The sequence below is a fragment of the Streptomyces vietnamensis genome (assembly GCF_000830005.1).
Classification (GTDB): Bacteria; Actinomycetota; Actinomycetes; order Streptomycetales; family Streptomycetaceae; genus Streptomyces; species Streptomyces vietnamensis.
In genome coordinates this window covers 582,547-606,019 of record NZ_CP010407.1, presented here as the reverse complement: position 1 = coordinate 606,019, position 23,473 = coordinate 582,547, and the positions used below count along the sequence as shown (strand labels likewise).

The window sequence follows — 23,473 nt, the reverse complement described above, 5'->3', positions numbered from 1 at the left end:
ATCCGATCAACTGACCAACCGCTCGAAGAGACACGCTCTAGTCGCCGGTCGTGCCGTCGAGGAGCTCGCGCAGGATGTCCAGGTGGCCGTTGTGGCGGGCCGTCTCCTCGGTGAGGTGGAGGAGGATCCAGCGCAGGTCGACGTGGAGGCCGTCGCGGACGGTTCGCTTCGCCTTGGCGTCCAGGTCGTTCCCGGCGACCAGTTCGCGGTAGCGGGCGCTCTGTCCGGCGTACTCGTCGAGCAGCTGCGCGAGCGGGAAGTCGACGGCGATCCGCATCTCGCGGTCGGGGTCCTCCTCGGTCCAGGGTCCCTGGTCCTCCTCGCCGAGGAAGACCACCTGGAACCAGTAGTACTCGACCCAGCGGAGGTGGTTGATCAGTCCGCTCAGGGTCATCAGGGGCGAGCCAGGCAGAAGAGCCTTGCGGGCGTTCTCCGCCGAGACGCCCTCGCACTTGGCGCGGGCGGTGTCACGTGCGTAGTCGAGGAACGTGGTGAGCTGGGTGCGCTCGTCCCACGCGGGCGGTGTGTCGTCGATTCTGGTCATCGCGTGAAGCCTCCCCGATCATGGGAACGCTGTCGAGGTATTTAGGGCCCTGGACACGGGGCCCGACCCACCGCACCCGCCACGGACGGATCGGAACGCCAGATGCTGAAGGACTTCGCCGACCTCTCCACGCCGCTGATCGCCGACGCCTGCGTACGGCTCGGGGAACCGCTGCGGGCCGCGCCCGCCGGGATCCTGCCCGTCGTCCCCGGGCAGCGCGTCGCCGGACGGGTGCTGCCCGCCCGCCACTACGGAAGCGTCGACGTCTTCCTGGAGGCCTTCACCCGCGCCGCACCCGGAGACGTCCTCGTCATCGACAACGCGGGCCGCCGCGACGAGGCCTGCATCGGCGACCTCGCCGTCCTGGAGGCCGAAGCGGCGGGCGTCGCCGGGGTCGTCGTCTGGGGGCTGCACCGGGACACCCCGGACCTGGTCGGGATCGGACTGCCCGTCTTCTCGTACGGACGCCACGCGCCCGGCCCCGTACGCCTCGACGACCGGGACCCGGACGCGCTGACCGCCGCGCGGTGCGGCGACCACGAGGTGACCGCCGCCGACGTGGTGTTCGGCGACGACGACGGCGTGCTCTTCGTGGCGGCCGACCGCGTGGACGCCGTCCTGGAGACCGCCCGGGAGATCTTCCGCACCGAGCGGGAACAGGCCCGTCGGATCAGGGCGGGGGAGACCCTGCGCGCCCAGACCCGGTTCGACGCGTACCTCGCGGGCCGCGCCGAGGACCCCTCGTACACCTTCCGCCGGCACCTGCGCCGGATCGGCGGCGCGATCGAGGAGTGACGCCCTCCCCAGGTCCTGTCCGTCCCTGACCCGCCGGACAGGACCTGGCCGGGCGGCGCGGTCAGCCCTCGAAGCCGACCGTGCCGTCCGGCAGGATCGCCTCCACGTGCGCGCCGTGCTCCACGGTCCGGCTCACCGTGCAGAACTTCTCGTGCGTCAGACGCACGCCCCGGGCGAACACCTCGGCCGCCTTCGGATTGTTGTCCGGCAGGTCGAACTCGTAACTCACCCGGATCCGACCCAGCCGGCCGTCGTCCTCGGGACCCGACACCGACTCCACCACGATCCGCAGGTCGTCGTGGTCCACCGCCCTGGCCGTCCGGTCGATGACGAGCCCGCCGCAGCCGCCCATCGCCGCCAGCAGCAACTCGACCGGGGTGAACGAGGGCTGCGCGTCCGCGTCGTCGGCGGCGGCCATCCGGACCTCCGCGCCCCGGTCGTTGCGGGCGGTCCAGTTCCGGTACCCGGTGCGGACGGTCTCGATCCGATAGTCGGCCATGGCGGCGAAGCTCCTTCGTTCACGTGCGTGTTCCCGTACGGTACGCGCCGGGGGCGGTGCTCAGGCGATCCGCGCGCCCGCGTGGGCGCGGACGACCGTGCCCCACGCCTCGGACACCGCGCCCCAGACCGCGCGGAGTTCCGGCTCCGCCTCCCGCACCGACGCCACCGCGGCCTCCGGGTCGCCGCCCGCCGCGCGCAGGTCCTCCCCGTCGGCGTCCGCCCACACCGCGACCGTGTCCGCGCCCACCTCCGGATGGAACTGCACCGCCCAGCCCGCGCTCCCGACCCGGAACGCCTGGTACGGGCAGTCGTCACCGGTCAGCAGCGGCACGGCGCCGGCCGGGAGCCGGTCGACCTCGTCCCAGTGCCACTGCGCCGCCGGGGCACCCTCCGGCACCGCGCCGAGCACCGGATCGCCCGCGGCGGCCGGCAGTCTGCGCAGGGACACGGACCCCACCTCGGGCCCCTGGACCCGCCGCGCCACCGAACCGCCCAGGGCATGGGCGACGATCTGGCCGCCCAGGCATATCCCGAGCAGCGGCACCTCGCCGGCCACGGCCTCGCGGACGAGCGCACGGACCCGGGGGAGCCACGGCGCGGCCTCGTCGTCCTCGCAGTTGACGGACCCGCCGAGGACGAGGAGTCCCGTGTGGCCGCCGAGGGTCTCCGGGAGCGCCTCGCCCTTCCAGGCGCGTATCACGTGGAGCCGGAGCCCGGTCCGTACGAGGTGCTCGCCGACCAGGCCGGGGCCGGCGTCCGCCTCGTGCTGGACGACGAGCACGGCCTGCCCTGTCTCCTGCGTCTCCGTCGTCACGGTCGCCCCGCCTCCACGTCTCGTTCCCGGGAACGCCCGGGTGCGTTCGCCCTCCCGAGGATCTCCGAAGAAGGGCCGGTGCGGGAGCCCTCGGGGACGCGTGCGTGAGCACATCTGAGTAGCCCGGTACGGGAGCCTGAGTACGCCGACCGATACGGCGGCCGCCGCCCGCTGATGGACTGGGGTCATGACCTTCGACGCCCGGCGCACCCGCCGCCTCCAGCACGTCACCGCCACCGGCTCGGCCCTCGCGGTGGCCCTCGGCCCGCTGGTCGTCGGCGCGCTGCTCGCCAAGTCGGTCGGCGGGGACCCTATGGCCTCCGTCAACGCCCTGATCGCGGGCGGCGGCCAGCGCGCCCGGATCTCCCGCGCGCAGCTCCGGTCCGGTGTCCGGCTCCGGTCCGGTGTCCGGCTCCGCCCGGGCGTACGGCTCCGCCCCGGCGTACGGATCCGACCCGGTGTACGGCCCGGTTCAGTCGCGCGGCCTGCGCGCCAGGAGGAAGGCCTGCGGCGTGCTCTCCGCGGGGTCCGGCTCCCGTACCAGACGGGCCGATTCGACCAGACCCGCCGCGGACAGCAGGCCCGCGAGACGGTCGGGTGACCAGCGGTACACGTCGAGGCTGACCTCGTGCCCGTACGCCCGCTCCAGACGCACCCGCTCGTCGCCCACCTTGAAGGCGACGAGGGCGTACCCGCCCGGCGCGAGGACCCGGTGGAACTCGGCGAAGGAGGCGGCGAGTTCGGCCTCGGGCATGTGGACCGTCGAGTACCAGGAGAGGACCCCGCCGAGCGAGGCGCCGGGCAGGTCGAGCGCGGTCATCGAACCCACCTCGAAGCGAAGCCCCGGATAGGTGTCCCGGGCGACCGCGATCATCCCGGGCGACAGGTCCACGCCGAAGACCTCGGCGCCGAGGTCCCGCAGATGGGAGGTCACCCGGCCCGTCCCGCAGCCGAGGTCGCCGATCGCGCGCGGCCCGCCCGCCGTCTCCACCTTCTCCACGAAACCGGCGATCATCGCCCGGTCCAGCGGCGTCGTCGCCAACTGGTCGGCGAGCAGCCGCTCGTAGTCGACGGCGACGGTGTCGTACGAGCGGCGGGTGGCGGTGAGGTGCGCGGCTTCGGTCATGGCGGCACCCTATGGCGCTCGTCCCCGCTCGTCCCCGTCCGTTCCCGCTCGTCCCCGACGAGGGGTCCCCAGAGGTCCCCCGCATGCGCGATGATCGTCGCCTCTGAAGATACTCGGCGGTAGCAGGCCGGGTCCACGGCGAAAGGGCACACCGAATGGCGAGGCGGCACCCCGCGCGGGACGACCACCACACGAGCGGAACCGGGGACGGAACCCCGGCCCGCGCGAGCGAACCCGGCATCGGACGGCGCCGGTTCCTCGGGTACGTCCTGGCCGCGCCCACCCTCACCGTCGCCGCCCAGCTCGGCGCCGAGGCCCTCGCCCCGCGGCAGGCCGCCGCGGCGACGCCGGCGCTCATCCCCTCGCTGCCGGGACCGGCCGAACTCCTCGACCTCAACGAGCTGCTCACGCTCGCGGCCGCGCCCACCAGCAACCTCATCACCATCCGCGTCGACGCCGACGGCACGGCCCACTTCGCCCTGCCGCGCGCCGAGGTCGGCCAGGGCGTCACCACCTCCAGCGCCATGATCGTCGCGGAGGAACTCGACCTGCCCCTGGACAAGGTGAAGGTCACCCTCGCCGACGCCCGCCCCGAGCTGCTCTTCAACCAGCTCACCGGCGGCTCCAACACCACCTACTCCACCTACACCCCCATCCGGGTCGCCGCCGCCCTCGCCCGCGCCCGGCTGCTCCACGCCGCCTCCCTCGTCCTCGGCGACGCCGTCGACACCCTCACCACGAAGGCCGGCACCGTCCTCTCCCCGGCCGGAGCGGTGCTCGGCTACGGCGAACTGGCCGCGAAGGCCGCCGCCGTCACCGACGCGGCGGTGGAGGTGACCCTGAAGGACCCGGACCGCTTCCGCGTCATCGGCACCGGACAGCGCCGGGTGGACGCCCTCGAAGCGGTCACCGGGCGCAAGAAGTTCGCCATGGACCTCCAGGTCCCGGACGCGCTGCCCACCATGGTCTGCCGCCCGCCCACCATCAACGGCACGGTCCGCTCCGTGGCCAACCTCGCCGAGGTCCGGGCCATGCCCGGCATCACCGACGTCGTCACCGTCTCCACCGGCGTCGCCGTCCGCGGCCGCACCTTCGGCCAGTGCATCGACGCCGTCCGCGCCCTCCGCGTCGACTGGGGGCCCGGCACGGCGGAGGGCGCCTCCGACGCCACGATCCTGGAGAAGCTGCGCCGGGCCGAACTTCCGCTGGTCGTCCCGCCGCTGCCGCTCCTTACCAAGGCGGTCGACGCCCGCTTCACCTTCCACTTCGCCAGCAACGCCGCCCTGGAGACCAACTGCGCGATCGCCGACGTGCGGAAGGACTCCGCGGAGATCTGGGCCTCGGTCAAGGCGCCGATCGTCGCCCAGGAGAAGATCGCCCTCAAGCTCGGCCTGCCGCCCACCGCCGTCCGCGTCCACGTCACCGAGGGCGGCGGCTCCTTCGGCCGGAAGCTGTTCTCCGACGCCGCCCAGGAGGCCGCCGAGATCTCCAAGGCCCTCGGCAAGCCCGTGAAGCTGATGTGGCACCGCACCGACGACTTCCGCCAGGGCCGTACGCACCCGATGTCCACCTCCCGGGTCCGGGCCACGTACTCGCTCGGCGAGGTCCTCACGTACGAGCAGCGCCACACCTCCGTGGCCACCGACTTCGGGCACGGCGTCGGCGAGGTCCTCACGGCGGAGGCGGCCCGGCTGCCCGTCGCCGACGCCACCTTCTCCGAGACGATGTTCCAGCTCACCCAGATCAGCCCCTACCACCTCGGCGTCACCACCCAGCTCCTCGCCGAGACCGACAAGGGCTTCAACACCGGCTCCATGCGGAACATCTACTCGCCCAACGTCCGCTGCGCCCAGGAACTCGTCATGGACGAACTGGCCGAGCGGACGGGCCAGGACCGGTACCGGATGCGGCGCAAGCTGCTCAAGGACGCGCGGGCCCGCGCCGTCCTCGACAAGGTCGCCGAGGTGGGGTCGTGGGGCCGGAGCATGCCGGCCGGCACGGGCCAGGGCATCGCCGTCCACACCGAGTACCACTCGGCCGTCGCGATCCTCGCCGAGATCGACTGCCGGCCCGAGACCACCGGACGGAAGATCCCGGGTGCGTACACCGGGCCCCGCGTCACCAAGGTCGTCTGCGCCGTCGACGTCGGCCTCGCGGTCAACCCGCGCGGCCTGGAGGCCCAGATGATGGGCGGCATCGCCGACGGCATCGCCATCACCCTGACCTCCGGACTCCACCTGAGCGACGGGCACTTCCTCGAAGGCAGCTGGGACCAGTACTTCTACACCCGGCAGTGGAACACCCCGCCCGAGCTGGAGATCATCGTGATGCCGCCGAGCGGCGACAAGCCGGGCGGCGCGGGCGAACTGGCGGTCGCCGGCGCCATGGCCGCCGTGGCCTGCGCCTACGGCCGGGCCACCGGCACGATGCCGACGGTCTTCCCCGTCAACCACGCCGAGCCGCTCGCCTTCACCCCCCTGCCGACCGTCCCGCCCGTCCCGGCCTCGCCCACCGACGGCCGCGACCGCACCATCTGAGACCTGGAGCCCCCGTGCCGCAGCACACCTTCATCCTGAACGGCAAGGCCGTCACCGCCGACGTCGAGGGCGACGTCCGGCTCCTGTGGGTCCTCCGGGACGTCCTCGGCGTCACCGGACCCAAGTACGGCTGCGGGGTCGGCGTCTGCCGGGCCTGTACGAGCCACCTCAACGGCAAGGCGTTCACGCCCTGCGCCGTACGCGTCGACGACGTGGCCCCGACCGACGAGATCACCACCATCGAGGGCCTCCCCGACACCGTCGGCGCCGAACTCCACCCGATGCAGGAGGCCTGGCTCGACCTCGACGTCGCCCAGTGCGGCTTCTGTCAGCCGGGCCAGATCATGGCCGCCGTCGCCACCGTCCGCAAGGCGCGCGAGGCCGGACGCGAGGTCACCGAGGCCGACCTCGACACGATCCGCAACATCTGCCGGTGCGGCACCTACCACCGCATCCGGCAGGCCGTCCTGGAGGGCGCCCGCCGGATGACGTGAGATCGGTTCGCACCACGGAGGCCCTGGCTTCCTCGCCGCCCCCGCGCGAGCCGTACGCCGTCGCCCGCGCGGGGTGTCCCGGCGTGAGCCGTGCGTTCAGGTCCGCGCCGGGTGCCCCGGCGTGAGCCGTACGTTCCCGTCCGAGGCGGGTGCTGCGGCCCGTGCCGGGCGCCGTCGGCCGTGCCGGGTGCTGTGGCCCGGCCCCGTACCGCCCCGCGGGGTCAGGGCGTCGACTGGAGCAGGGCGAGCGTGGACTCCAGCTCTTGGCGGGTCAGCCGGGCGGCCTCCTCGGGGTCGCCCGCCTCCACCGCCCGGACCACGTCCGCGTGGGCGTCCTCGCCGTGCCGGAGGTCGGTGCCCCGCAGCCCGAGCAGGTCGAGCAGTTCGATCAGGCCCTCGCGGAGCACCGGCGCGAACTCCCCGAACAGGTCGGTCAGGACGGGGTTGCGGGCCGAGGCCACGATGGCCGCGTGCAGGGCGATGTCGGCGTCGACGAAGGCCGCGTCGTCACCCTCGGCGGCCGCCACCCGCCCGGTCAGCGCCTCCCGCATCGCCGCCACGTCCTCCTCGGTCCTGCGCAGTGCGGCGAGCCGCGCCGCCTCCACCTCGACCAGCATCCGCACCTCGTACACGTCCGTCACCGCCGCCCTGCGCAGCCGGGCCGGCCAGTCCTCCGTCGGCCGGGTCGCGATCACGAAGACGCCCGCGCCCTGCCGGGCCTTGACGAGCCCCGCGCCGGCCAGGGCCTGCAGCGCCTCGCGGACCGTGGAGCGCCCCACGCCCAGCTCCTTGGCGAGCGTCGTCTCCCCGGGGAGTTTCGTGCCGACCGGCCAGTGGCCCCGGACGATCTGCTCGCGCAGCCGCTCGGCGGCCTGTTCGACCAGGGGGCTGGGGCGTAGGGCACCGAGCGACATGGGGTCACCTGTTTCTCTGATGGTCCGGAGCTTCTCCGCCGTTCCGGATCGTGGGCGCGCCCTCCGGATCACGGGAACGCTGCCGAGGAATCTACCCGAACTTGTCTGAGGAGTACTTGTCTGAGGAGCTGAGGAGTGGTTACGGTACCCGCCATGATCCGCAATCCCCAGCGCCCGAGCCCCATGCCGTACCACCGCTACCGCCCCTTCCAGGACCGCGTCCACGTCCCCGAGTTCGACCGCCGCTGGCCCACCGCCCGCCTGGAGCGCGCCCCGCTCTGGGTCCCCGTCGACCTCCGCGACGGCAACCAGGCCCTCGCCGAGCCCATGGACACCGACCGCAAGCAGCGCTTCTTCGACCTGCTCGTCCGCACGGGCTTCAAGGAGATCGAGGTCGGCTACCCCTCCGCCAGCCGCGCCGACTTCGACTTCGTCCGCCACCTCGCCGGACTCGTCGCCTCCGGAGCCGTCCCCGACGACGTCACCCCCGTCGTCTTCACCCCGGCCCGCCCCGAACTCATCGAGCGCACCTTCGAGTCCCTCGACGGCCTGCCCCGCGCCGTCGTCCACCTCTACATCGCGACCTCGCCGGTCTGGCGCGACACCGTCCTCGGCCGCGACCGCGCCGAGGTCCGCCGCACCGTCCACGAGGCCGCCACGCTCATGGCACGGCTCGCCGAGGCGCGCCCCGGCGCCGACATCCGCTTCCAGTTCTCCCCGGAGACCTTCAACCTCACCGAACCGGACTACGTCCTGGAGCTGTGCGACGGCCTCACCGAGCTGTGGGACGCGAGCCCCGACCGGCCGGTCACCCACAACCTGCCCGCGACCGTCGAGATCTCCACCCCCAACGTGTACGCCGACCAGGTCGAGTACGTGCACCGCCACCTCGCCCGCCGCGACTCCGTGATCCTCTCCGTCCACCCCCACAACGACCGCGGCACCGGCGTGGCCTGCGCCGAACTCGCCGTCCTCGCCGGCGCCCAGCGCGTCGAGGGCTGCCTCTTCGGCAACGGCGAACGGACGGGCAACGTCGACCTGGTGACCCTCGCCCTCAACCTCTACGCCCAGGGCGTCGACCCCATGCTCGACCTCTCCGACATCGACGCCGTCCGCGACGTCGTCGAGCACTGCAACCGGCTCCCCGTCCACCCCCGCCACCCCTACGCGGGCGAACTCGTCCACACCGCCTTCTCCGGCACCCACCAGGACGCCATCAGCAAGGGCCTCGCCCGGCACGCCAAGGACGCCGCCGAGGCCGGGATCCCGCCGGAGCTCGCCCCCTGGAACGTGCCCTACCTGCCCCTCGACCCCGCCGACCTCGGCCGCGGCTACGAGGCCGTCATCCGCGTCAACTCCCAGTCCGGCAAGGGGGGAGTCGCCCATCTGCTCCGCACCCACCACGGCCTCGACCTGCCGGAGCGGATGCGCCCGGACGTCTCCCGGGCCGTCCAGGCGGTGACCGACGACAGCGGCCGCGAGGCCACCCCCGACGACCTCCGCGCGATCTTCCGCACGGACTACCTGGAGCCCGGCCGGGGCGCGGGACCCGTCGCCCTGGAGTCCTGGAGCACCGACCGGGACACGGAGGGCGGCCACCGCTTCACCTGCGTCCTGCGCGTCGGCGACCGTACGGAACCGGCCGAGGGCAAGGGCAACGGACCACTCTCCGCCCTGGCCGACGCCCTCACCCGGGCCGAAGTCCCCGTCGACGTCCTCGACTTCAGCGAGCACGCCGTCACCACCGGCAGTGCGGGCGAGGCCGCCGCCTACGCCGAGTGCCGGGTGGGGGACCGCACCGCCTGGGGCGCGGGCCTCGACACCTCCGTCCTCACCGCCTCCGTCCAGGCCGTCCTCTCCGCCGTGAACCGGGCGTACGCGGCGTGAGCCGGCCCCCGCACGTGCCCGTCCTCCCCGCCGAGGCCGTCCTCCCCGCCGAGGCCGTCCTCGCCGGGGAGCTGCTCGGCGCCTGCTCCGGCCTGCCCCTCGCCGTGGAGCGGCACGACGGCCGGTACGCCGTCCGACGCCCACGGAGGGCACCGGCTACGCCGTCAACTTCTCCCGTACCGCGTCGAGATACTCCGCCACCGCGTCCCGGTTCCGGGTCAGGCAGCGGATCCGGTCGGTCATCCGGTCCCGCTCGTTCTCCAGGGTCTCCAGCATCTCCGGGGTCGCGTCGGGGAAGTGGATCGTCCGCGGCTTGTTCAGGCACGGCAGGATCTGCTTGATGATCCGGGTGGGCAGGCCGGCGTCGAGCAGGCCCCGGATCTGCATCACCCGGTCCACGTTCGACGCGTCGTAGACGCGGTAGCCGTTCGGCAGCCGGTCGGCGACGATGAGACCCTGCTCCTCGTAGTAGCGCAGCAGTCTGCGCGGTGTTCCGGTGCGCTCGGACAGCTCGCCGATCCGCATGGGAACCCCCCTCCAGGGAATCGCTTGACCTTCACATCAATGTGAGGGTTCGAGCATACGGACATGACCCACGACACGACAGTGGCGGCCGGTCCCGCCACCCCCACGCCCGCGCAACTCCGCCCCGAATCCGGCCGGTTGCCCCTCCCCGCACTCCTCGCCCTCGCCACCGCCGTCTTCGTCACCAGCCTCACCGAGACCCTCCCCGCCGGAGTCCTGCCCGGCATGAGTGCCGACCTCGGCGTCGGCGAGGCCGCCATGGGCCAGTCGGTCACCGGCTACGCCCTCGGGACGGCCCTCACCGCCGTACCGCTCGCCGCCCGCACCGCCGGCTGGCGCCGCAAGCGCCTGCTGCTCACCTCGATGGCCGGATTCGCCGCCGCCAACACGGTGACGGCGGTCTCCTCCTCGTACGCCCTCACCATGGGCGCCCGCTTCCTCGCCGGGGTCGCCGCGGGCGTCGCCTGGGCCCTGCTCGCCGGCTACGCCCGCCGCCTCGCCCCGGCACACCTCCAGGGCCGCGCCGTCGCCGTCGCGATGACCGGCATCCCGCTCGCGCTCTCCCTCGGCGTCCCGGCCGGCACCTTCCTCGGCGACGCCGTCGGCTGGCGGGCCGCCTTCACCGCCATGACCGTGATCGCCGTCGCGCTCCTCGGCTGGATCGCCCTCGCCGTCCCCGACCTGCCGGGCGAACCGCGCGGCGGGCGCGCCCCGGTGGCCCGCACCCTGAGGACCCCGGGCGTCCTGCCCGTCCTCGCCGTCACGTTCACCCTGGTCCTGGCCCACACCGTCCTCTACACCTACATCGCCGCCTACCTCGACCACCTCGGCCTCGGCGGCTCCACCGGGCTGGTCCTGCTGGTCTTCGGCGCCGCCTCGCTCGCCGGGATCTGGTTCACGGGCCGTCACATCGACCGCAGGCTGCGGGCCCTGACCCTCGCCGGAACGATCCTCTTCGCGGTCGCCGCGGCCGCGTTCGCCGTCCCGGCGGCGAGCACCGCCCTGGTCCTCGTGGCCGCGGCCCTCTGGGGCTTCGGCTGGGGCGGCGCGCCCACCCTCCTGCAGACGGCCGTCGCCGAGGCGGGCGGGGACGACGCCGACACCGCGCAGACGATGCTGGTCAGCCTCTGGAACGCGGCCATGGCGGCGGGCGGCGTCGCGGGCGGCCTCCTCCTCGACGGGCTCGGCGCCGGCGCCCTGCCCTGGAGCGTCCTCGCCCTGCTCGTCCCGGTGGTCGTGATCGTGACCGGCGCCCGCGCCCACGGCTTCCCGGCCCGCGGGTGAACCCCGCCTGTCCCACCCGGACGCACCGAGGCCCCCACCGCGCGCGGTGGGGGCCTCCGTACTGCTGCGAGCCGGGTCAGACGGCCGGCGGCACCCGGGACGGGCGGCCCGTGCCGCGCGTCAGGGCGTAGCCGCCGATGCCCGCGAGCGCGGCCAGGACGCCGCCCGCGAGGGTCCAGATCCAGCGGTCCGACCACCAGCCGGAGGACCAGCCGTCCTCCGGGGCCGCCGCCTCGACGGCGGTCTTCCGGCCGGCGTCCTCGTCCGCCTTCGCCTGGTCGGCGGTGGTCGCCCCCGGGACGAGCGGCGCGGCGAGCGAACCGTCGGTGGCGTAGGCGCCGCCCTTGTCGAGGATGTCGGCGCCGATCCGTGCGGTGAACGGCTGGCCGAGGTCCTCGTCGGGCAGATCGCCGGCGGTCAGCCGGACGTAGTAGCTGCCGGGCAGCGGGTCGTTGGCCCAGGCGTCGGCCGAGGCCCGGACCGGGCGCAGCACACAGGCCAGCTCCACGGTCGCGGCCTCCTTCGCCGCCGTACGGGACTGCATGCCGTACATGCACGGCTGGCGCCGCCGCAGCCCGTCGTACACGTCGATCCGCCAGGTGGCGGGCCCGTGCCGCAGTGCCGCCTCGGGCAGCGTGACCGTGGCCTTCACGGTCGGCCGCTCCCCGGTGTCCGCCGGGAACACCCAGTACAGGTAGTCACCCGTGGCGGCCTGAGCCGTGGCCTGCTGCCCCGGCAGGAACCGGGCGGCGGTACGGAAGGTGGTGCCCGCCTCCGTGGGGCCGGCCTCCTCGGAGGAGGACGCCGAGGGACTGGGCGTGTCGGCCAGGGCGGCCGGGGCCGTCAGACCGAGCAGGGCCGCGCCCGCGAGCGCGGCCGTGGCGAGCAGGCGTACGGTACGCATCAGTTGGTCCTCCAGACAGCGACGCGCCAGCGGGACAGCCAGCCCCAGAGCAGACCGGCCAGGAAGCCGACGAGCACCAGCACGCCGAGCAGCCACCAGCCGCGGCCGAGACCGAACGAGGCGATGTCCGAGGCGGACGCGGGGCCGTCGACGACGTCCACCGTCAGCTCGACCGGCATGCCCGGCGTCGTCTTGACCGACGGGGGAGCGGAGAAGGAGTTGCTGACCTGGAGGCAGACCGTCTCGGCCGCCGGCTTGGCGTCACCGGGCTCGTCGTCGGCCTCCGGCTTCGGGTAGCGAAGGCCGGTCGAGATCACGTCGGTGCGTCCGTCGCCCGCCTCGGAGCCGCGGACGATCTCCCGGCCGTGGAGCGTGACGGCGCGCAGCAGCACCCCGTAGTCGTTGTTGACGGCCCGGTCGGCCGACACGCTGACGGAGGCGCGCAGTTCCTGGCCGGGCAGCAGGTCCACCCGGTACCAGCGGTGCTCGCCGAAGGACTCGCGGTCCGTGTACAGGCCGGGCTTCAGCTGCGGCGCCTTCTCGCACCGCGCCGCACCCTGGGTGGCCACGGGGGTGACGACCGGGTCGGCCGCACGGTCCACCAACTGCTTGACGCGGCCGGCGAGGTCCTCGGTGTGGTGGACCGAGGTGTACGTGCCTCCGGTGGCCTCGGCGATGCAGGCGAGCTGCTGCCGGGTCTTGGCGTCCGGCACGAGGCCCAGGGTGTCGATCACGAGGTGGATGCCCTCGGCGGCGATCTGGCGGGCGATCTGGCACGGGTCGACGCCGCAGGTGTCCTCGCCGTCGGTGATGAGGACGATCCGCTTGGTCGCCCCGTCCTTGCCGAGGTCGTCGGCCGCGCCGAGCAGCGCCGGGCCGATCGGCGTCCAGCCGGTCGGGGCGAGGGTGGCGACGGCGGTCTTGGCCTCGGTCCGGTCGAGCGGCCCGACCGGGTACAGGGCGCGGGTGTCCTTGCAGCCGCGCTTGCGGTCGTTGCCGGGGTAGTCGGCGCCGAGCGTGCGGATGCCGAGCCGGACCTCCTCCGGCACCGCGTCCAGGACCTCGTTGAAGGCCTGCTTGGCGGCGCTCATACGGGACTTGCCGTCGATGTCCTTGGCCCGCATGGAGCCGCTGACGTCGAGGACCAGCTCGACCTTGGGGGATTCCTTCGCCGCCGGCTCGTCGGCGGCCGCGCCCGTCGGCAGGAGCGCGACGCTCAGGGCGGCGAGCAGCGCGCAGGCCCCGGTCGCCAGCCGTTTTCTCGTGATCATCGCCGGATCGTATTGATGATCGTGCGACAAACCCAAATCAGGTCCGACTGTTGACGGGATCAGGCCTGGCTGTTGAGGAAGCCGATGAGGGAGGCGCCCCACCAACCGGTCTGGCTGACGGTCGCGGCCAGGCCCGCGAGGACGAGCAGCCGGCGCGGGACGGGGCCGGTGCGGTGGGCTTCGAGGCGCTGGCCGAGCCGGTGCGCCCAGAGGCCGTTGACGGTGACGGCGACGACGAGCCCCAGCTTGGCCAGGGTCAGCGGGGAGTGGAGGTCGGGGCGGAGGAAGAGCCCGGAGACGACGAGCCCGCCGAGACCGGCCCAGATCGGCGTCTGGAGGGCGACGGCCGTGTCGAGGACGCCGGCGAGGGGGCGCTTCCCGGTCAGCCAGAGGACGGCGAACCAGTCGACGGCGAGGACGGAGCCGAGTCCGACGACGAGGAAGGCGACGTGGAAGAACCGGGCCACGGTCAGCAGGGAGGCGTCCGCGTGGACGTGTCCGGCGGTCCAGCAGGCCGCCGCGATGCAGGCGGTGGCGGCGAGCCCGATGGCGGTGAGGAGCCAGGACGGGGTGAGCTCCTGCGCGGGTCTGAGCTCCTGCGCGGTTCTGGACATGCGTTGATCTTCCGGACGTATGAACGGCATAAATTAGGTAAGGCGAAGCTAAGTTCTCACCTGTGTGCACGTCAAGCCGGGGTGACACACGTCCCAGCCCCCGGAAGGGCTGCTCATGCGAGGGGGCAGATCGACCGAATGGGGTCTCCCTGCTCGAGCGGAGCCGAGAGCTCGGGGAAGGGTGGACAAGCACGCGAAGCTCCCGGCAGACACGGGTGATCTCGGTCGAGGACCCGTCTGCCAGGAGCTTCGTCGTCGCGCATGCGTGTCCAGCACGCGGTCAGCGCCGCCGGCTCGGAAAAGGCTCAGTGGAGATCCGACCGGACCTCGGTCAGTCGATGCCCTCGACGATGCGGAAGTCGCGCTCGACGCCGTCGGAGAGGGCGGCCAGCGCCTCCTGGTAGGCAGCGCTCTCGCGCGCCGCGACGGCCTGCTCGAAGCTGTCGAACTCGACCAGGACGGTGCGCTCGGCGATTCCGGCGTCATGCGCCGAGACCCGACCGCCACGGACGATGGTCCGACCGCCCCCGGCCCTGACGGCCGCAGCGGCCAGCTCGTTGTAAGCAGCCAGCTTCTCAGGGTCTGAAATGGTGCGGTAGACGCTGACCCAGTAGCCCTTGGGCATGGAACCTCCAATGTGGGGATGAGTGCATCTGACTTACGGGTTGGTCCCGGACGAGCGGCGGCGGGCGAGAGCGAGGCTTGTCAGCGTCGTGATCGCCATGGCGCCGATGCCGACCAGCGCCGCGGTGGTGTAGGCGCTGTCGTCGGGGAAGAGGTGGCCGGGGCCGGTGCCCGCGGCGAGGATCAGGCCGCCGATGGCGCTGCCCAGGGAGTACCCGACGCTGCGGACGACGTAGTTGAAGCTCATGGCGCTCGACGTCTCGCTCCTGGGGATGACGGCCAGGATGACGCCGGGCATCGCGGCCGAGAAGCCGCCGACGCCGAAGCCGAGCACGCCCATCGCCGCGAACAGTTCGGCCAGGTCCGACCGGGCCGCCGCGAACAGGGCGAACCCGCCGCCGACCACGACGGCGCTGCCGGCCAGGCGCAGGGGGTCGGCGATCCGCGTCCGGACCCGCGGCGTGAGCTTGCCGGCGACGAACCCGAGGACCGAGAACGGGATGAGGACCAGCCCGGCGACGAAGGTCGTCAGCCCGAAGCCGTAGCCGGCGCCGTGCGGCGTCTGCGCGTACCGGGTGATGAGCGTGAGCAGGAGGTACATGCCGATCCCGCCGACGAACATGGCGAGGTTCGCCCCGGCGACCGCCGGGTGCCGCACCGCCCGCACATCGACCAGGGGCGTCGTGCTGCGCAGCTCGATGACGGCCCAGAGGCAGAGCAGCACCACCGCGACGACGGCGAGGCCCGCCGCCACGGCGAGGTGCCGGCTCCACAGATTCCGTTCCCCGGCGAGGAACAGCACCAGGAGCAGCGCAGCGGCCAGGACGACCGCGCCTGCCACGTCCACGTGGGCGGAGCGGCCTTCGGGGGCTTCGGGCATGGAGCGCCACGCGGTCAGGAGGGCGGCGGCGGTGACGACCAGGCCGAGGCCGTACGCGGCCCGTACCCCGCCGAGCTCGGCGAGCAGCGCGGCCAGCGGGTAGCCGACGCCGGCCCCGATGACCGAGACCACCGAGATCAGGGCGATCACGGCCGCGCTGCGCTCCTCGGGGAGGTGGTCCCGGGCCACGCCCATCATCAGCGCGGTCAGTCCGAGCCCGACGCCCTGGGCCGCCCTGCCGGCCAGCAGCCACGCGAACGGCAGCGGCAGCACGGTGAGCGCGCTGCCGGCGACGACGACCGCCAGCGTGGCGAGGATCGCGGCCCGCCGGTGCGGGCCGGCTCCGAGCCGCCCCAGGACCGGCGTGGCGACGGCGCCGCTGAGCAGCGCGACGGTCAGCGTCCACTGCGCGCTGCCGAGCGAGACGTGGAACGAGGTCGCCACGCTGGTGATGAGCGGCGTCCCGAGGCTGGCGACCGCCGCCACCACCAGAGCGATGAACACCAGGGCGGGGACCAGCAGCCGCGCCTCGGAACGCGCCACCGGGAACGCCTTCACCGTGGCCCCGTCGACCGGCTGCCCGGTCACTGCTTCGGCCCTTCGCGGTCCTGGCTTTCGAGCTCTGCCAGATGCTTCAGCGCCGGAAGGGCCGCCACCAGCGTCTCGACCTCGTCGCCGGTGAGCTCGCCGATCAACCGCTCGAACGCGTGGACGCCCGCCTGGCGCCGCGCCCGGACGTAGGAGGCGCCGGCCTCGGTCAGGCACACCAGCGTGACCCGTTTGTCGGACGCGTCGCCCCGCCGCTCGACCAGACCGGACTCCTCCATCACCCGGACCAGGGCGGTCATCGCGGGCTGGGTGACGCCCTCGACCGCGGCCAGATCGGTGATGCGCCGCGGGCCGGTCCTGTCCAGGGTGGCCAGGGTGGCGGCGGACGTCAGGCTCATGTCCCGGGGCAGGCGTCTCGTGGCCCTGGTGGCCAGGCCGTAGAGGGCTGCCCCGATGGCGGCGGACGCGCCGGGAGTGGTGTCTTGACGACTCATGCTCGAAGCATAGCGTTTTTATATTCATAGTTTATGTAAATGGTCGACCGGCAGGGGCGGCCTCGACCGCTGGGAGCCGGTGACGTCTCCGTGAGCCTTTTCCGACCTCGCGGCGAGTCGGGCTGGTTGGGGCACCCTGCGCTCGCCGAGGCCGGGCTCAAGTGCTGGGCCGACAAGGCGTACCAGGGGCTGTCGACTCGGGGGCGACCGTGCCGGCGCAGGCCCTGACATGGCTGAACACCTGCTTCCCGTCCCTGTCTTGCGGTCCCGACCATGGCGACGTGTCCTTATCCCATGCCGCCACTTCCGTACTCTCCCAGTCGAACAGTGGTCTCAGCCGGCCCGATCGCTTCGCCTGGTTCATCGATGCGGTGCGCGAGGGAATCGCTCCCTTCGCGTTGTCCAGCCCCTACTCGGGGGACTTCACCGCGCGGGTGGTGAGCGCCGATCTCGGCGCCACCCAGCTGGCGACCTTCTCCTTCCCCGCTCTCGACGCAGTACGCACCGCCCGCCACATCCGGCGCGGTGACCCCGAGACCTACATGCTGGGGCTTATCCAGCGTGCTCCCATGCAGGTCGCCCAGAAACGCGAGACCGTGGCCGTTCGGGCGGGTGAGCTGGTGCTGTTCGACACCTCCTACCCCCTGGAGGCAGTGTTTCCGGACCATGGGCACCACGTCGTGGTCACGATCCTGCGACTGCCAAGGGCGTCGATGCCGCTTCCCGACGACCAGGTTGACCGGCTGCTCGCCCAGCCGTTGTCCACGTGCAGTGCCACGGGTTCTCTCCTGCGCCACCTCATGGGATCCGCGCTCGGGCCGGTCGCGGACCAGTCGCAGACGGAGAACCAGCGCCTGGGCACGATCGCCGTCGACCTGGCAGCCGCCTTCCTCGCCGGCCACATCGACGCCAGTGGCTTCCTCCCGACCGAGACGAGGCGCCGAGCCCTCGTCGCGAGAATCGGAGCGTTCATCGAGGCGAACCTCGGCGACCCGGGGCTCACTCCGGCCGCCATCGCCTCACAACACCACATCTCGGTCCGCACCCTGCACCAACTGTTCAACGCCGAGCCCGAAGGCGTCATGGCAACCGTGCGGCGCCGACGGCTGGAACGCTGCCGGCAAGCCCTCGCAACGCCCTCCCTGCGCAAGCAGCCCATCGGCGTGATCGCCGCCCGATGGGGATTCTCCAGCCCGGGCGAGTTCAGCCGGGTGTTCAAGAGAACCTACAGCGAGACGCCCCGGCAATTCCGGGACGGCACGGCCGCAGCACGTTCTCCGCGCTGAATGCACATCCGCTCCGCACTCGTCGCCAACTCCACGAACACACGGCACACCACGATGGGTGCGCGGTACCGGGGGACAGAACAGGCCCTGACACCTGCGGTATCCAGGAGAATTCGGGAGGCGAGATGGCAGGTCAAGGACAGGGGCCCAGCGGGGGCGGCGGTTCGTTCAGCCGCGGGACGGGGCAGGGCTGTGGCTTCTGCATGGGTGTTCTGCTGGCTTTGATCATCCTCATGGCGATCGTAGTGGTCGGCGGCTATTCCGCGGTGTCCGGGAGCTGACCGCCACGGTCCGACCCCACACACGAACAGACAACCCGCACTGCAGCCACTGGGCCGTTTTCATCCTGGACAGCCGCAGGCCAGCAGCGTGTGGACGGCCTGCACGGGGTACGGACGGTGGCGCCGGCGCCCTGGTGGGCGCGGTCCGCGAGTACGAGGATCCGCCGGGTGAGGCAGGCCTGGTACCCAGGCCGCGAGGGCGTCCAGGGCCTCGTCCCCTGGACCGCACTCAACGGTGCTCGGGGTTCTCGAAGTCGAAGCGGCAGCCGGCGTCCCATTCGGAGCGCTGGTTGCCGTACGCCGGGATGCCGCCGGCGTCCTTGAGCATCCGGGCGAGGTGGAGCTGGTTCCAGGTCATGAAGGTGGTGTTGCGGTTGGTGAAGTCGTTCTCCGGACCGCCCGAGCCCTCGTCGAGGTAGGAAGGGCCGGGTCCGGCCGGGCCGACCCACCCCGCGTCGGCCTGCGGCGGGATCACGTACCCGAGGTGCTGGAGGCTGTAGATGACGTTCATCGCGCAGTGCTTGGCGCCGTCCTCGTTGCCGGTGATCAGACAGCCTCCGACCCGACCGTAGTACGCGTACTGGCCGCGCTCGTTCAGGATCGACGAGCAGGCGTACAGGCGCTCGATCACCTGCTTCATGACCGAGGAGTTGTCTCCCAGCCACACAGGCCCGGCCAAGGTGAGGATGTCGGCGGCCATCACCTTCGAGTAGATGACGGGCCACTCATCGGTCTCCCACCCGTGCTCCGTCATGTCCGGCCACACACCGGTCGCGATGTCGATGTCCACCGCCCTGAGCACCTCGACCTGCACGCCCTGGCGCTCCATGATCCCGGTGCTGATGTCGATCAGCCCCTGAGTGTGGCTGCGCTCCGGCGACCGCTTGAGCGTGCAGTTGATCACCAGGGCGCGAAGGTCCGTGTAGGAGGTGCCGGAGTCGGTCATCGATGTGTCCCCTTGCGGACGAGGTGGGTGGTCAGCCGGTCAAGCACACCCGGCTGCCGACGTCGGCAACGCCCTGCTCGGTCCGGCCGAAGATCCGGTCTACTGTCTCGCCTCGTCGGGTGGAAGGACCGGTCGCCGCGCCAACGGTCGCGGAGTCGGCCGCCCGATCACCCGCATGGCCCGTACCGGTGACATGTATGGCCGAATCAGACGCCCCGCTGCCCGGTCGTCGATACGGAGTGCTCGCAGCGCGTCGAGGCGCTGTCCGGCGCGTACGAGATGGCCCGGTAGCCGCCTTGCCGCGCCCGAGCCGGGTGGCAGGCCGGGCCCGCTCCGGCCTCTCACCCGAAACCGCCTACGATGACCGCCCATGAGCACGAATGACGACCGAAGACCCCTGGTCGACGGACGCTTCCGACTGATCTCCCGACTCGGCAGCGGTGGCATGGGCACCGTCTGGCGCGCCCGCGACATCGCCCTCGACCGCGACGTCGCCCTCAAGGAGGTCCGCCCGCCCGACCCCGCCGTCGAGGACGCGAACCCCGGATTCGCCGCGCAGCTGCGTGAACGCGCCGTCCGCGAAGCCCGCGCCCTGGCCCGGCTGTCGAACCCGCACGTCGTGACGATCCACCACATCGTCGAGCCGCAGGACGGCTCGCACCCGTGGATCGTGATGGAGCTCGTCGAGGGCAGCTCCGTGTACGACCGGCTCGCCGCGGGCCCGATGCCCGTCCCCGAGGTGCTCGTCCTCGGCCGCCAGGTCCTCTCCGCACTGCGCGCCGCGCACGCCGCCGGCATCCAGCACCGCGACGTCAAACCCGCCAACGTCCTGCTCCGCCACGACGGCGGAGCCGTGCTCACCGACTTCGGCATCGCCGCGTTCGACGGCGCCACCTCCCGGCTCACTTCCACGGGCGACCTGATCGGCTCGCCGGAGTTCATCGCTCCCGAGCGGGTCCGCGGCGAGGAGGGCAACCCGGCCTCCGACCTGTGGTCGCTCGGCATGCTCCTGTACGTGGCGGCCGAGGGCCACCACCCGCTGCGCCGCGCCACCGGCCTCGCGACCGTGGTCGCGGTGCTCGACGACCCGATCCCCGCGCCGGTGCGGTCCGGCGCGCTGGGTCCCGTACTGACCCGGCTCCTCGTCCGCGATCCGGCGCAGCGGCCGGACGGGGCGCTCCTGGACCGGCTGTTGGCGGAGGCTGAGGGCGGCGCGGCCGCGGCGCCTGTTCCCGCCGCTGTTCCCGCCGCTCCTTCCGCGCCCGTCGCCGTCCCCGCCACTCCCGGCCCGTACGCGCCGGCGCCCGCGCCGTACCCGCACCCTGCCTACGGCCCACCCGCCGCGCCGGGCGCGGGCTTCGGCCCGCCGACGCTGCCCACTCCCGCGCCCTCGAGCCCGCGCAAGCGCGCCGCAGGCGTCGCCGTCGGCCTCGCGCTGGCGGCCGCCGCGGTGATCGCCGTCGTGAACCTGTTCCCCGACGGCAACGACGGCGGCGACGGCAGCGGCGGGACCTCCGGGGCGAAGGGCGGCGCCTCGCCGACCGGCGCCGTGCGCACCCCCGGCCAGGGCCCGGGCACGGGCACGGTTTCGTCCGCCTCCGCCTCCGCCCCCGCCCCCGCGGTCCGCGGCAGCCTCCTCACCACCGCCAACGTCCGTGCCGTCATCGCGGAGTTCCGCCGGGCGAGCGGCACCACGACGATCAAGGACCTGACGGTCTACGAGGAGTACGCCCTGGCGAACATCCCGACCCGGCCCGGCGCGAAGACCTACGACGCGTATGAGTACCGGGCCGGCGTGGTCAGGAAGACCGGCCCCGGCGGCACCATCAGCGCCGACGACGCCGACGAGCAGCCCTTCGACGTGTCCACGATGCCCTGGGACAGCCTCCCCGCGCTGATGAAGCGCGGCGAACGCGACCTCAAGGTGGACGACCCCACGATGCGCTACGTCGTCGTCGACCGCTGGACCTTCAACGACGACCGTCCGACACTGCGCTTCTACCTCAGCAACGACTACCGGGCCAGCGGCTATCTCGCCGCCGACGCCTCAGGCAAGGTCGTCTCGACCCTGCCCGCGTCCTGAGGCCGCCGCCCTTGCGGACCGTGGCTGTCCGCAAGGGCTCCTGCAGTCGGAGCATGCCGCTCTACGAGCTGGGTGGGTGCGCTGTCGAAGATCCGAAAGACACGCCCTGGGACTTTCGTCCGGACATCACCGGTCAGCTCCCGGTGACGGTGGTGCGGGCGGTTTCGTCGACGTGGAGGGTGAAGACGTCGGGGCGGGCGTAGTGGCCGGTGGTGTCGAGGTCGAAGCGGGCGCGGGCGAGCTCGTCGAGGTCGAGCTCGGCGGTCAGGACGCCCTCGCCGTCGCGCAGCGGCCCGGCGAGGACCTCGCCCAGCGGGGAGACGATGACGGAGCCGCCGCCGATCAGTACGGTGTCGGGCGCGTCGCCCTGGACGGGGTGGAGGTCGTCCGGCAGGCCGTCGCGGCGCAGGTACTGGCAGGCGGAGAGGACGAAGCAGCGGCCTTCCAGGGCGATGTGGCGCATGGTGGCCTGCCAGGCGTCGCGGTCGTCGACGGTCGGCGCGCACCACAGGTCCACGCCCTTGGCGTACATCGCGGTGCGCAGGAGCGGCATGTAGTTCTCCCAGCAGATGGCCGCGCCGAGGCGGGCGGTGCCGGTGTCGACGACGGGCAGGGTGGAGCCGTCGCCCTGGCCCCACAGGTAGCGCTCGGCGGCGGTGGGCATGAGCTTGCGGTGCAGGCCGAGGTAGCCGTCGGGGCCGAAGAAGAGCGCGACGCAGTACAGGGTGGAGCCCCGGCGTTCGACCGCGCCGATCACGGCGTGGACGCCGAGTTCCCGGGTGACGGCGGCGAGCGTCCCGGTCTCCGGTCCCGGGACCTCGATGGCGGCGGCCTGGTAGCGGCGGAAGAGGTCACGGCCCGCGGGGGTGCGGCTGCCGACCGTGATGCCGAAGTCCAGTCCCTTGGGGTAGCCGCCGATGAACGCCTCGGGAAGGACGACGACCTCGGCGCCCCGGGCGGAGGCCTCGCGGAGGAGTTCCTCGGCCCGGGCCACCGCGGCCGGGGTGTCGAAGAGCGGGGCGGCCGCCTGGGCGACGGCGACGGTCACGGTGCGGCGGGGCCCTGAGGCAGTCGTGGTCATGCCCTTCACGCTAGAAACCCCACCACGCATCCGGCAAACTAATCTTCCTGATGATCGACATCTATGAAACCGAATTCAGGAAGGCCGACCTCAACCTTCTGGTGGTCTTCGCCGCCCTGATGCGCGAGCGCAGCGTCACCCGGGCCGCCGCCGCGCTGCACCTGAGCCAGGGCGCCACCAGCGCGGCCCTCGGACGCCTGCGCGGGCTCTTCGGCGACGAGCTGTTCACCCGCACGCGCACCGGCGTCGAGCCGACGCCGCGCGCCGTCGCACTGGCCCGCCGCATCGAGCCGGCCCTCGGCCTGATCCACGGCGCCATGACCGATCGTGACCGCTTCGACCCGGCGACCGCCCGGCGCACCTTCACCCTGGGCATGTCGGACGACCTGGAGGCGGTCCTGCTGCCCCGCCTGCTGAACGCCACGGCCGGCCTGCCGGGCATCCGGCTCGCCGTACGGCAGGCCAGCCGCAACACCGTCGCCGACATGCTCGACCGCGGAGAGATCGACCTCGGCGTGGCCGCCGCCCCCGCACACGGCCCCGACCACCGCAGCCAGGACCTGTTCCCCTCCGGTTACACCTGCCTGTTCAACCCCCGCCTCCTGCCGCTCCGGACCCCGCTCACCCTCGACGACTACCTCGCTCACCCCCACCTGCTGATCTCCTACGACGGCCGGCGCGGCATCGTCGACGACATCCTGGAAGCACGCGGCCTCACCCGCCGCGTGGTCGCCTCCACCACCCACTTCGCCGGAGCGGCCCTCCAGCTCGCGACCCTGCCCGCCCTCGCCACCGTCCCCGCCCACGCGGCCACCGTCTACGCCGACCTGCTCGACCTCACCGAGACCCCGCCCCCCATCCCGATGCCCGCGTACACCGTCAGCGCCACCTGGCACGGCAGTGCCGGCGACGACCCCGCCCACGCATGGCTCCGCGGGCTCGTCGGCGCGCTGGCTCGCGGCGAGACACCGGACGATCGGAGTGGGCCGCCCAGCTGAACGCACCCCGGCGAGGCCGGGGTTCGGCCGGATCCACGCCC

22 protein-coding genes and 1 pseudogene are annotated in these 23,473 nt (G+C 72.9%); 8 read left to right on the top strand and 15 right to left on the bottom strand.

Annotated elements, in window-relative coordinates:
* Window positions 1-37: 37 nt before the first annotated feature.
* The gene (locus SVTN_RS02710; RefSeq protein WP_041127635.1) at window positions 38-544 is read right to left on the bottom strand and encodes a DinB family protein; all 507 of its coding nucleotides are present in this window, start codon (window positions 542-544) and stop codon (window positions 38-40) included.
* A gap of 102 nt (window positions 545-646) precedes the next feature.
* On the opposite strand from SVTN_RS02710, the gene SVTN_RS02705 reads away from it, so the two are divergent.
* Window positions 647-1,339, top strand: a complete 693-nt coding sequence (locus SVTN_RS02705) for an RraA family protein (RefSeq protein ID WP_041127634.1) — start codon at window positions 647-649, stop codon at window positions 1,337-1,339.
* A 61-nt stretch (window positions 1,340-1,400) separates the two neighbouring features.
* On the opposite strand, the gene SVTN_RS02700 is transcribed toward SVTN_RS02705, so the two are convergent.
* The 3 genes from SVTN_RS02700 to SVTN_RS02690 form a co-directional block, all read right to left on the bottom strand.
* Complete coding sequence (locus SVTN_RS02700) at window positions 1,401-1,838, bottom strand: OsmC family protein (RefSeq protein WP_041127633.1); 438 nt, start codon at window positions 1,836-1,838, stop codon at window positions 1,401-1,403.
* A gap of 60 nt (window positions 1,839-1,898) precedes the next feature.
* Window positions 1,899-2,654 carry a type 1 glutamine amidotransferase gene (locus SVTN_RS02695; protein ID WP_041127632.1) on the bottom strand — a complete coding sequence of 252 codons (756 nt, stop codon included), beginning with the start codon at window positions 2,652-2,654 and terminating at the stop codon, window positions 1,899-1,901.
* Window positions 2,655-3,126: 472 nt separating this feature from the next.
* A complete protein-coding gene (locus SVTN_RS02690; RefSeq protein ID WP_041127631.1) occupies window positions 3,127-3,780 on the bottom strand; it encodes a class I SAM-dependent DNA methyltransferase in 654 nt (217 codons plus the stop codon).
* A 155-nt stretch (window positions 3,781-3,935) separates the two neighbouring features.
* On the opposite strand from SVTN_RS02690, the gene SVTN_RS02685 reads away from it, so the two are divergent.
* Both SVTN_RS02685 and SVTN_RS02680 read left to right on the top strand, forming a co-directional pair.
* A complete protein-coding gene (locus tag SVTN_RS02685) occupies window positions 3,936-6,317 on the top strand; it encodes a molybdopterin cofactor-binding domain-containing protein (protein WP_041127630.1) in 2,382 nt (793 codons plus the stop codon).
* 14 nt (window positions 6,318-6,331) lie between these two features.
* Window positions 6,332-6,811 (top strand): (2Fe-2S)-binding protein, encoded by a 480-nt coding sequence (locus SVTN_RS02680; RefSeq protein ID WP_041127629.1) that lies wholly within the window; start codon window positions 6,332-6,334, stop codon window positions 6,809-6,811.
* A gap of 221 nt (window positions 6,812-7,032) precedes the next feature.
* Here SVTN_RS02680 and SVTN_RS02675 read toward each other — a convergent pair whose 3' ends face one another.
* The gene (locus SVTN_RS02675; protein WP_041127628.1) at window positions 7,033-7,725 is read right to left on the bottom strand and encodes a FadR/GntR family transcriptional regulator; all 693 of its coding nucleotides are present in this window, start codon (window positions 7,723-7,725) and stop codon (window positions 7,033-7,035) included.
* Window positions 7,726-7,878: 153 nt separating this feature from the next.
* Between SVTN_RS02675 and leuA the strand changes: the two genes are divergently transcribed.
* Window positions 7,879-9,612, top strand: coding sequence for a 2-isopropylmalate synthase (gene leuA, locus SVTN_RS02670; RefSeq protein WP_099055154.1), 1,734 nt, complete (start codon window positions 7,879-7,881; stop codon window positions 9,610-9,612).
* A gap of 156 nt (window positions 9,613-9,768) precedes the next feature.
* On the opposite strand, the gene SVTN_RS02665 is transcribed toward leuA, so the two are convergent.
* Window positions 9,769-10,137: a MerR family transcriptional regulator gene (locus SVTN_RS02665; RefSeq protein WP_041127626.1), complete on the bottom strand. Its 369-nt coding sequence runs from the start codon at window positions 10,135-10,137 to the stop codon at window positions 9,769-9,771.
* A gap of 63 nt (window positions 10,138-10,200) precedes the next feature.
* On the opposite strand from SVTN_RS02665, the gene SVTN_RS02660 reads away from it, so the two are divergent.
* Complete coding sequence (locus SVTN_RS02660) at window positions 10,201-11,421, top strand: MFS transporter (protein ID WP_041127625.1); 1,221 nt, start codon at window positions 10,201-10,203, stop codon at window positions 11,419-11,421.
* A gap of 76 nt (window positions 11,422-11,497) precedes the next feature.
* Here SVTN_RS02660 and SVTN_RS02655 read toward each other — a convergent pair whose 3' ends face one another.
* From SVTN_RS02655 to SVTN_RS02630, 6 genes are all read right to left on the bottom strand, one after another.
* Window positions 11,498-12,325 carry a hypothetical protein gene (locus tag SVTN_RS02655; protein WP_041127624.1) on the bottom strand — a complete coding sequence of 276 codons (828 nt, stop codon included), beginning with the start codon at window positions 12,323-12,325 and terminating at the stop codon, window positions 11,498-11,500.
* A complete protein-coding gene (locus SVTN_RS02650) occupies window positions 12,325-13,596 on the bottom strand; it encodes a VWA domain-containing protein (protein WP_041127623.1) in 1,272 nt (423 codons plus the stop codon). The genes SVTN_RS02655 and SVTN_RS02650 overlap by 1 nt, the downstream gene beginning before the upstream one ends.
* A gap of 59 nt (window positions 13,597-13,655) precedes the next feature.
* On the bottom strand, window positions 13,656-14,210 hold the full coding sequence (locus tag SVTN_RS02645) for a hypothetical protein (protein WP_052498888.1): 555 nt from the start codon (window positions 14,208-14,210) through the stop codon (window positions 13,656-13,658).
* 331 nt (window positions 14,211-14,541) lie between these two features.
* Window positions 14,542-14,835 carry a DUF1330 domain-containing protein gene (locus SVTN_RS02640; protein WP_041127622.1) on the bottom strand — a complete coding sequence of 98 codons (294 nt, stop codon included), beginning with the start codon at window positions 14,833-14,835 and terminating at the stop codon, window positions 14,542-14,544.
* Window positions 14,836-14,868: 33 nt separating this feature from the next.
* Window positions 14,869-16,302: an MFS transporter gene (locus tag SVTN_RS02635; protein WP_041127621.1), complete on the bottom strand. Its 1,434-nt coding sequence runs from the start codon at window positions 16,300-16,302 to the stop codon at window positions 14,869-14,871.
* Window positions 16,299-16,661 carry a MarR family winged helix-turn-helix transcriptional regulator gene (locus tag SVTN_RS02630; RefSeq protein ID WP_041127620.1) on the bottom strand — a complete coding sequence of 121 codons (363 nt, stop codon included), beginning with the start codon at window positions 16,659-16,661 and terminating at the stop codon, window positions 16,299-16,301. The genes SVTN_RS02635 and SVTN_RS02630 overlap by 4 nt, the downstream gene beginning before the upstream one ends.
* A 377-nt stretch (window positions 16,662-17,038) precedes the next feature.
* Here SVTN_RS02630 and SVTN_RS02625 point away from each other — a divergent pair, with 377 nt between their 5' ends.
* Complete coding sequence (locus SVTN_RS02625) at window positions 17,039-18,043, top strand: helix-turn-helix domain-containing protein (RefSeq protein WP_041133471.1); 1,005 nt, start codon at window positions 17,039-17,041, stop codon at window positions 18,041-18,043.
* Between the two features lie 385 nt (window positions 18,044-18,428).
* Here the strand turns inward: SVTN_RS02625 and SVTN_RS46525 are convergent.
* Window positions 18,429-18,506, bottom strand: a pseudogene (locus SVTN_RS46525) (IS5/IS1182 family transposase); the annotation flags it as partial.
* Window positions 18,507-18,553: 47 nt separating this feature from the next.
* The gene (locus SVTN_RS02620) at window positions 18,554-19,270 is read right to left on the bottom strand and encodes a flavodoxin family protein (protein WP_041127619.1); all 717 of its coding nucleotides are present in this window, start codon (window positions 19,268-19,270) and stop codon (window positions 18,554-18,556) included.
* Between the two features lie 370 nt (window positions 19,271-19,640).
* Between SVTN_RS02620 and SVTN_RS02615 the strand changes: the two genes are divergently transcribed.
* Window positions 19,641-21,353, top strand: a complete 1,713-nt coding sequence (locus tag SVTN_RS02615; RefSeq protein ID WP_245727424.1) for a serine/threonine-protein kinase — start codon at window positions 19,641-19,643, stop codon at window positions 21,351-21,353.
* A 133-nt stretch (window positions 21,354-21,486) separates the two neighbouring features.
* On the opposite strand, the gene SVTN_RS02610 is transcribed toward SVTN_RS02615, so the two are convergent.
* Entirely contained in the window at window positions 21,487-22,434 is a 948-nt protein-coding gene (locus SVTN_RS02610; RefSeq protein WP_052498882.1) for a nitrilase-related carbon-nitrogen hydrolase, read from the bottom strand.
* A gap of 50 nt (window positions 22,435-22,484) precedes the next feature.
* On the opposite strand from SVTN_RS02610, the gene SVTN_RS02605 reads away from it, so the two are divergent.
* Window positions 22,485-23,432 carry a LysR family transcriptional regulator gene (locus SVTN_RS02605; RefSeq protein WP_041127617.1) on the top strand — a complete coding sequence of 316 codons (948 nt, stop codon included), beginning with the start codon at window positions 22,485-22,487 and terminating at the stop codon, window positions 23,430-23,432.
* Window positions 23,433-23,473: the final 41 nt, after the last annotated feature.

Coding starts and splice junctions, on each gene's coding strand:
- SVTN_RS02710 (WP_041127635.1), bottom strand. CDS start 544: ATGACCAGAATCGACGACACACCGCCCGCGTGGGACGAGCGCACCCAG.
- SVTN_RS02705 (WP_041127634.1), top strand. CDS start 647: ATGCTGAAGGACTTCGCCGACCTCTCCACGCCGCTGATCGCCGACGCC.
- SVTN_RS02700 (WP_041127633.1), bottom strand. CDS start 1,838: ATGGCCGACTATCGGATCGAGACCGTCCGCACCGGGTACCGGAACTGG.
- SVTN_RS02690 (WP_041127631.1), bottom strand. CDS start 3,780: ATGACCGAAGCCGCGCACCTCACCGCCACCCGCCGCTCGTACGACACC.
- SVTN_RS02685 (WP_041127630.1), top strand. CDS start 3,936: ATGGCGAGGCGGCACCCCGCGCGGGACGACCACCACACGAGCGGAACC.
- SVTN_RS02675 (WP_041127628.1), bottom strand. CDS start 7,725: ATGTCGCTCGGTGCCCTACGCCCCAGCCCCCTGGTCGAACAGGCCGCC.
- leuA (WP_099055154.1), top strand. CDS start 7,879: ATGATCCGCAATCCCCAGCGCCCGAGCCCCATGCCGTACCACCGCTAC.
- SVTN_RS02665 (WP_041127626.1), bottom strand. CDS start 10,137: ATGCGGATCGGCGAGCTGTCCGAGCGCACCGGAACACCGCGCAGACTG.
- SVTN_RS02660 (WP_041127625.1), top strand. CDS start 10,201: ATGACCCACGACACGACAGTGGCGGCCGGTCCCGCCACCCCCACGCCC.
- SVTN_RS02655 (WP_041127624.1), bottom strand. CDS start 12,325: ATGCGTACCGTACGCCTGCTCGCCACGGCCGCGCTCGCGGGCGCGGCC.
- SVTN_RS02650 (WP_041127623.1), bottom strand. CDS start 13,596: ATGATCACGAGAAAACGGCTGGCGACCGGGGCCTGCGCGCTGCTCGCC.
- SVTN_RS02645 (WP_052498888.1), bottom strand. CDS start 14,210: ATGTCCAGAACCGCGCAGGAGCTCAGACCCGCGCAGGAGCTCACCCCG.
- SVTN_RS02640 (WP_041127622.1), bottom strand. CDS start 14,835: ATGCCCAAGGGCTACTGGGTCAGCGTCTACCGCACCATTTCAGACCCT.
- SVTN_RS02630 (WP_041127620.1), bottom strand. CDS start 16,661: ATGAGCCTGACGTCCGCCGCCACCCTGGCCACCCTGGACAGGACCGGC.
- SVTN_RS02620 (WP_041127619.1), bottom strand. CDS start 19,270: ATGACCGACTCCGGCACCTCCTACACGGACCTTCGCGCCCTGGTGATC.
- SVTN_RS02615 (WP_245727424.1), top strand. CDS start 19,641: ATGAGCACGAATGACGACCGAAGACCCCTGGTCGACGGACGCTTCCGA.
- SVTN_RS02610 (WP_052498882.1), bottom strand. CDS start 22,434: ATGACCACGACTGCCTCAGGGCCCCGCCGCACCGTGACCGTCGCCGTC.
- SVTN_RS02605 (WP_041127617.1), top strand. CDS start 22,485: ATGATCGACATCTATGAAACCGAATTCAGGAAGGCCGACCTCAACCTT.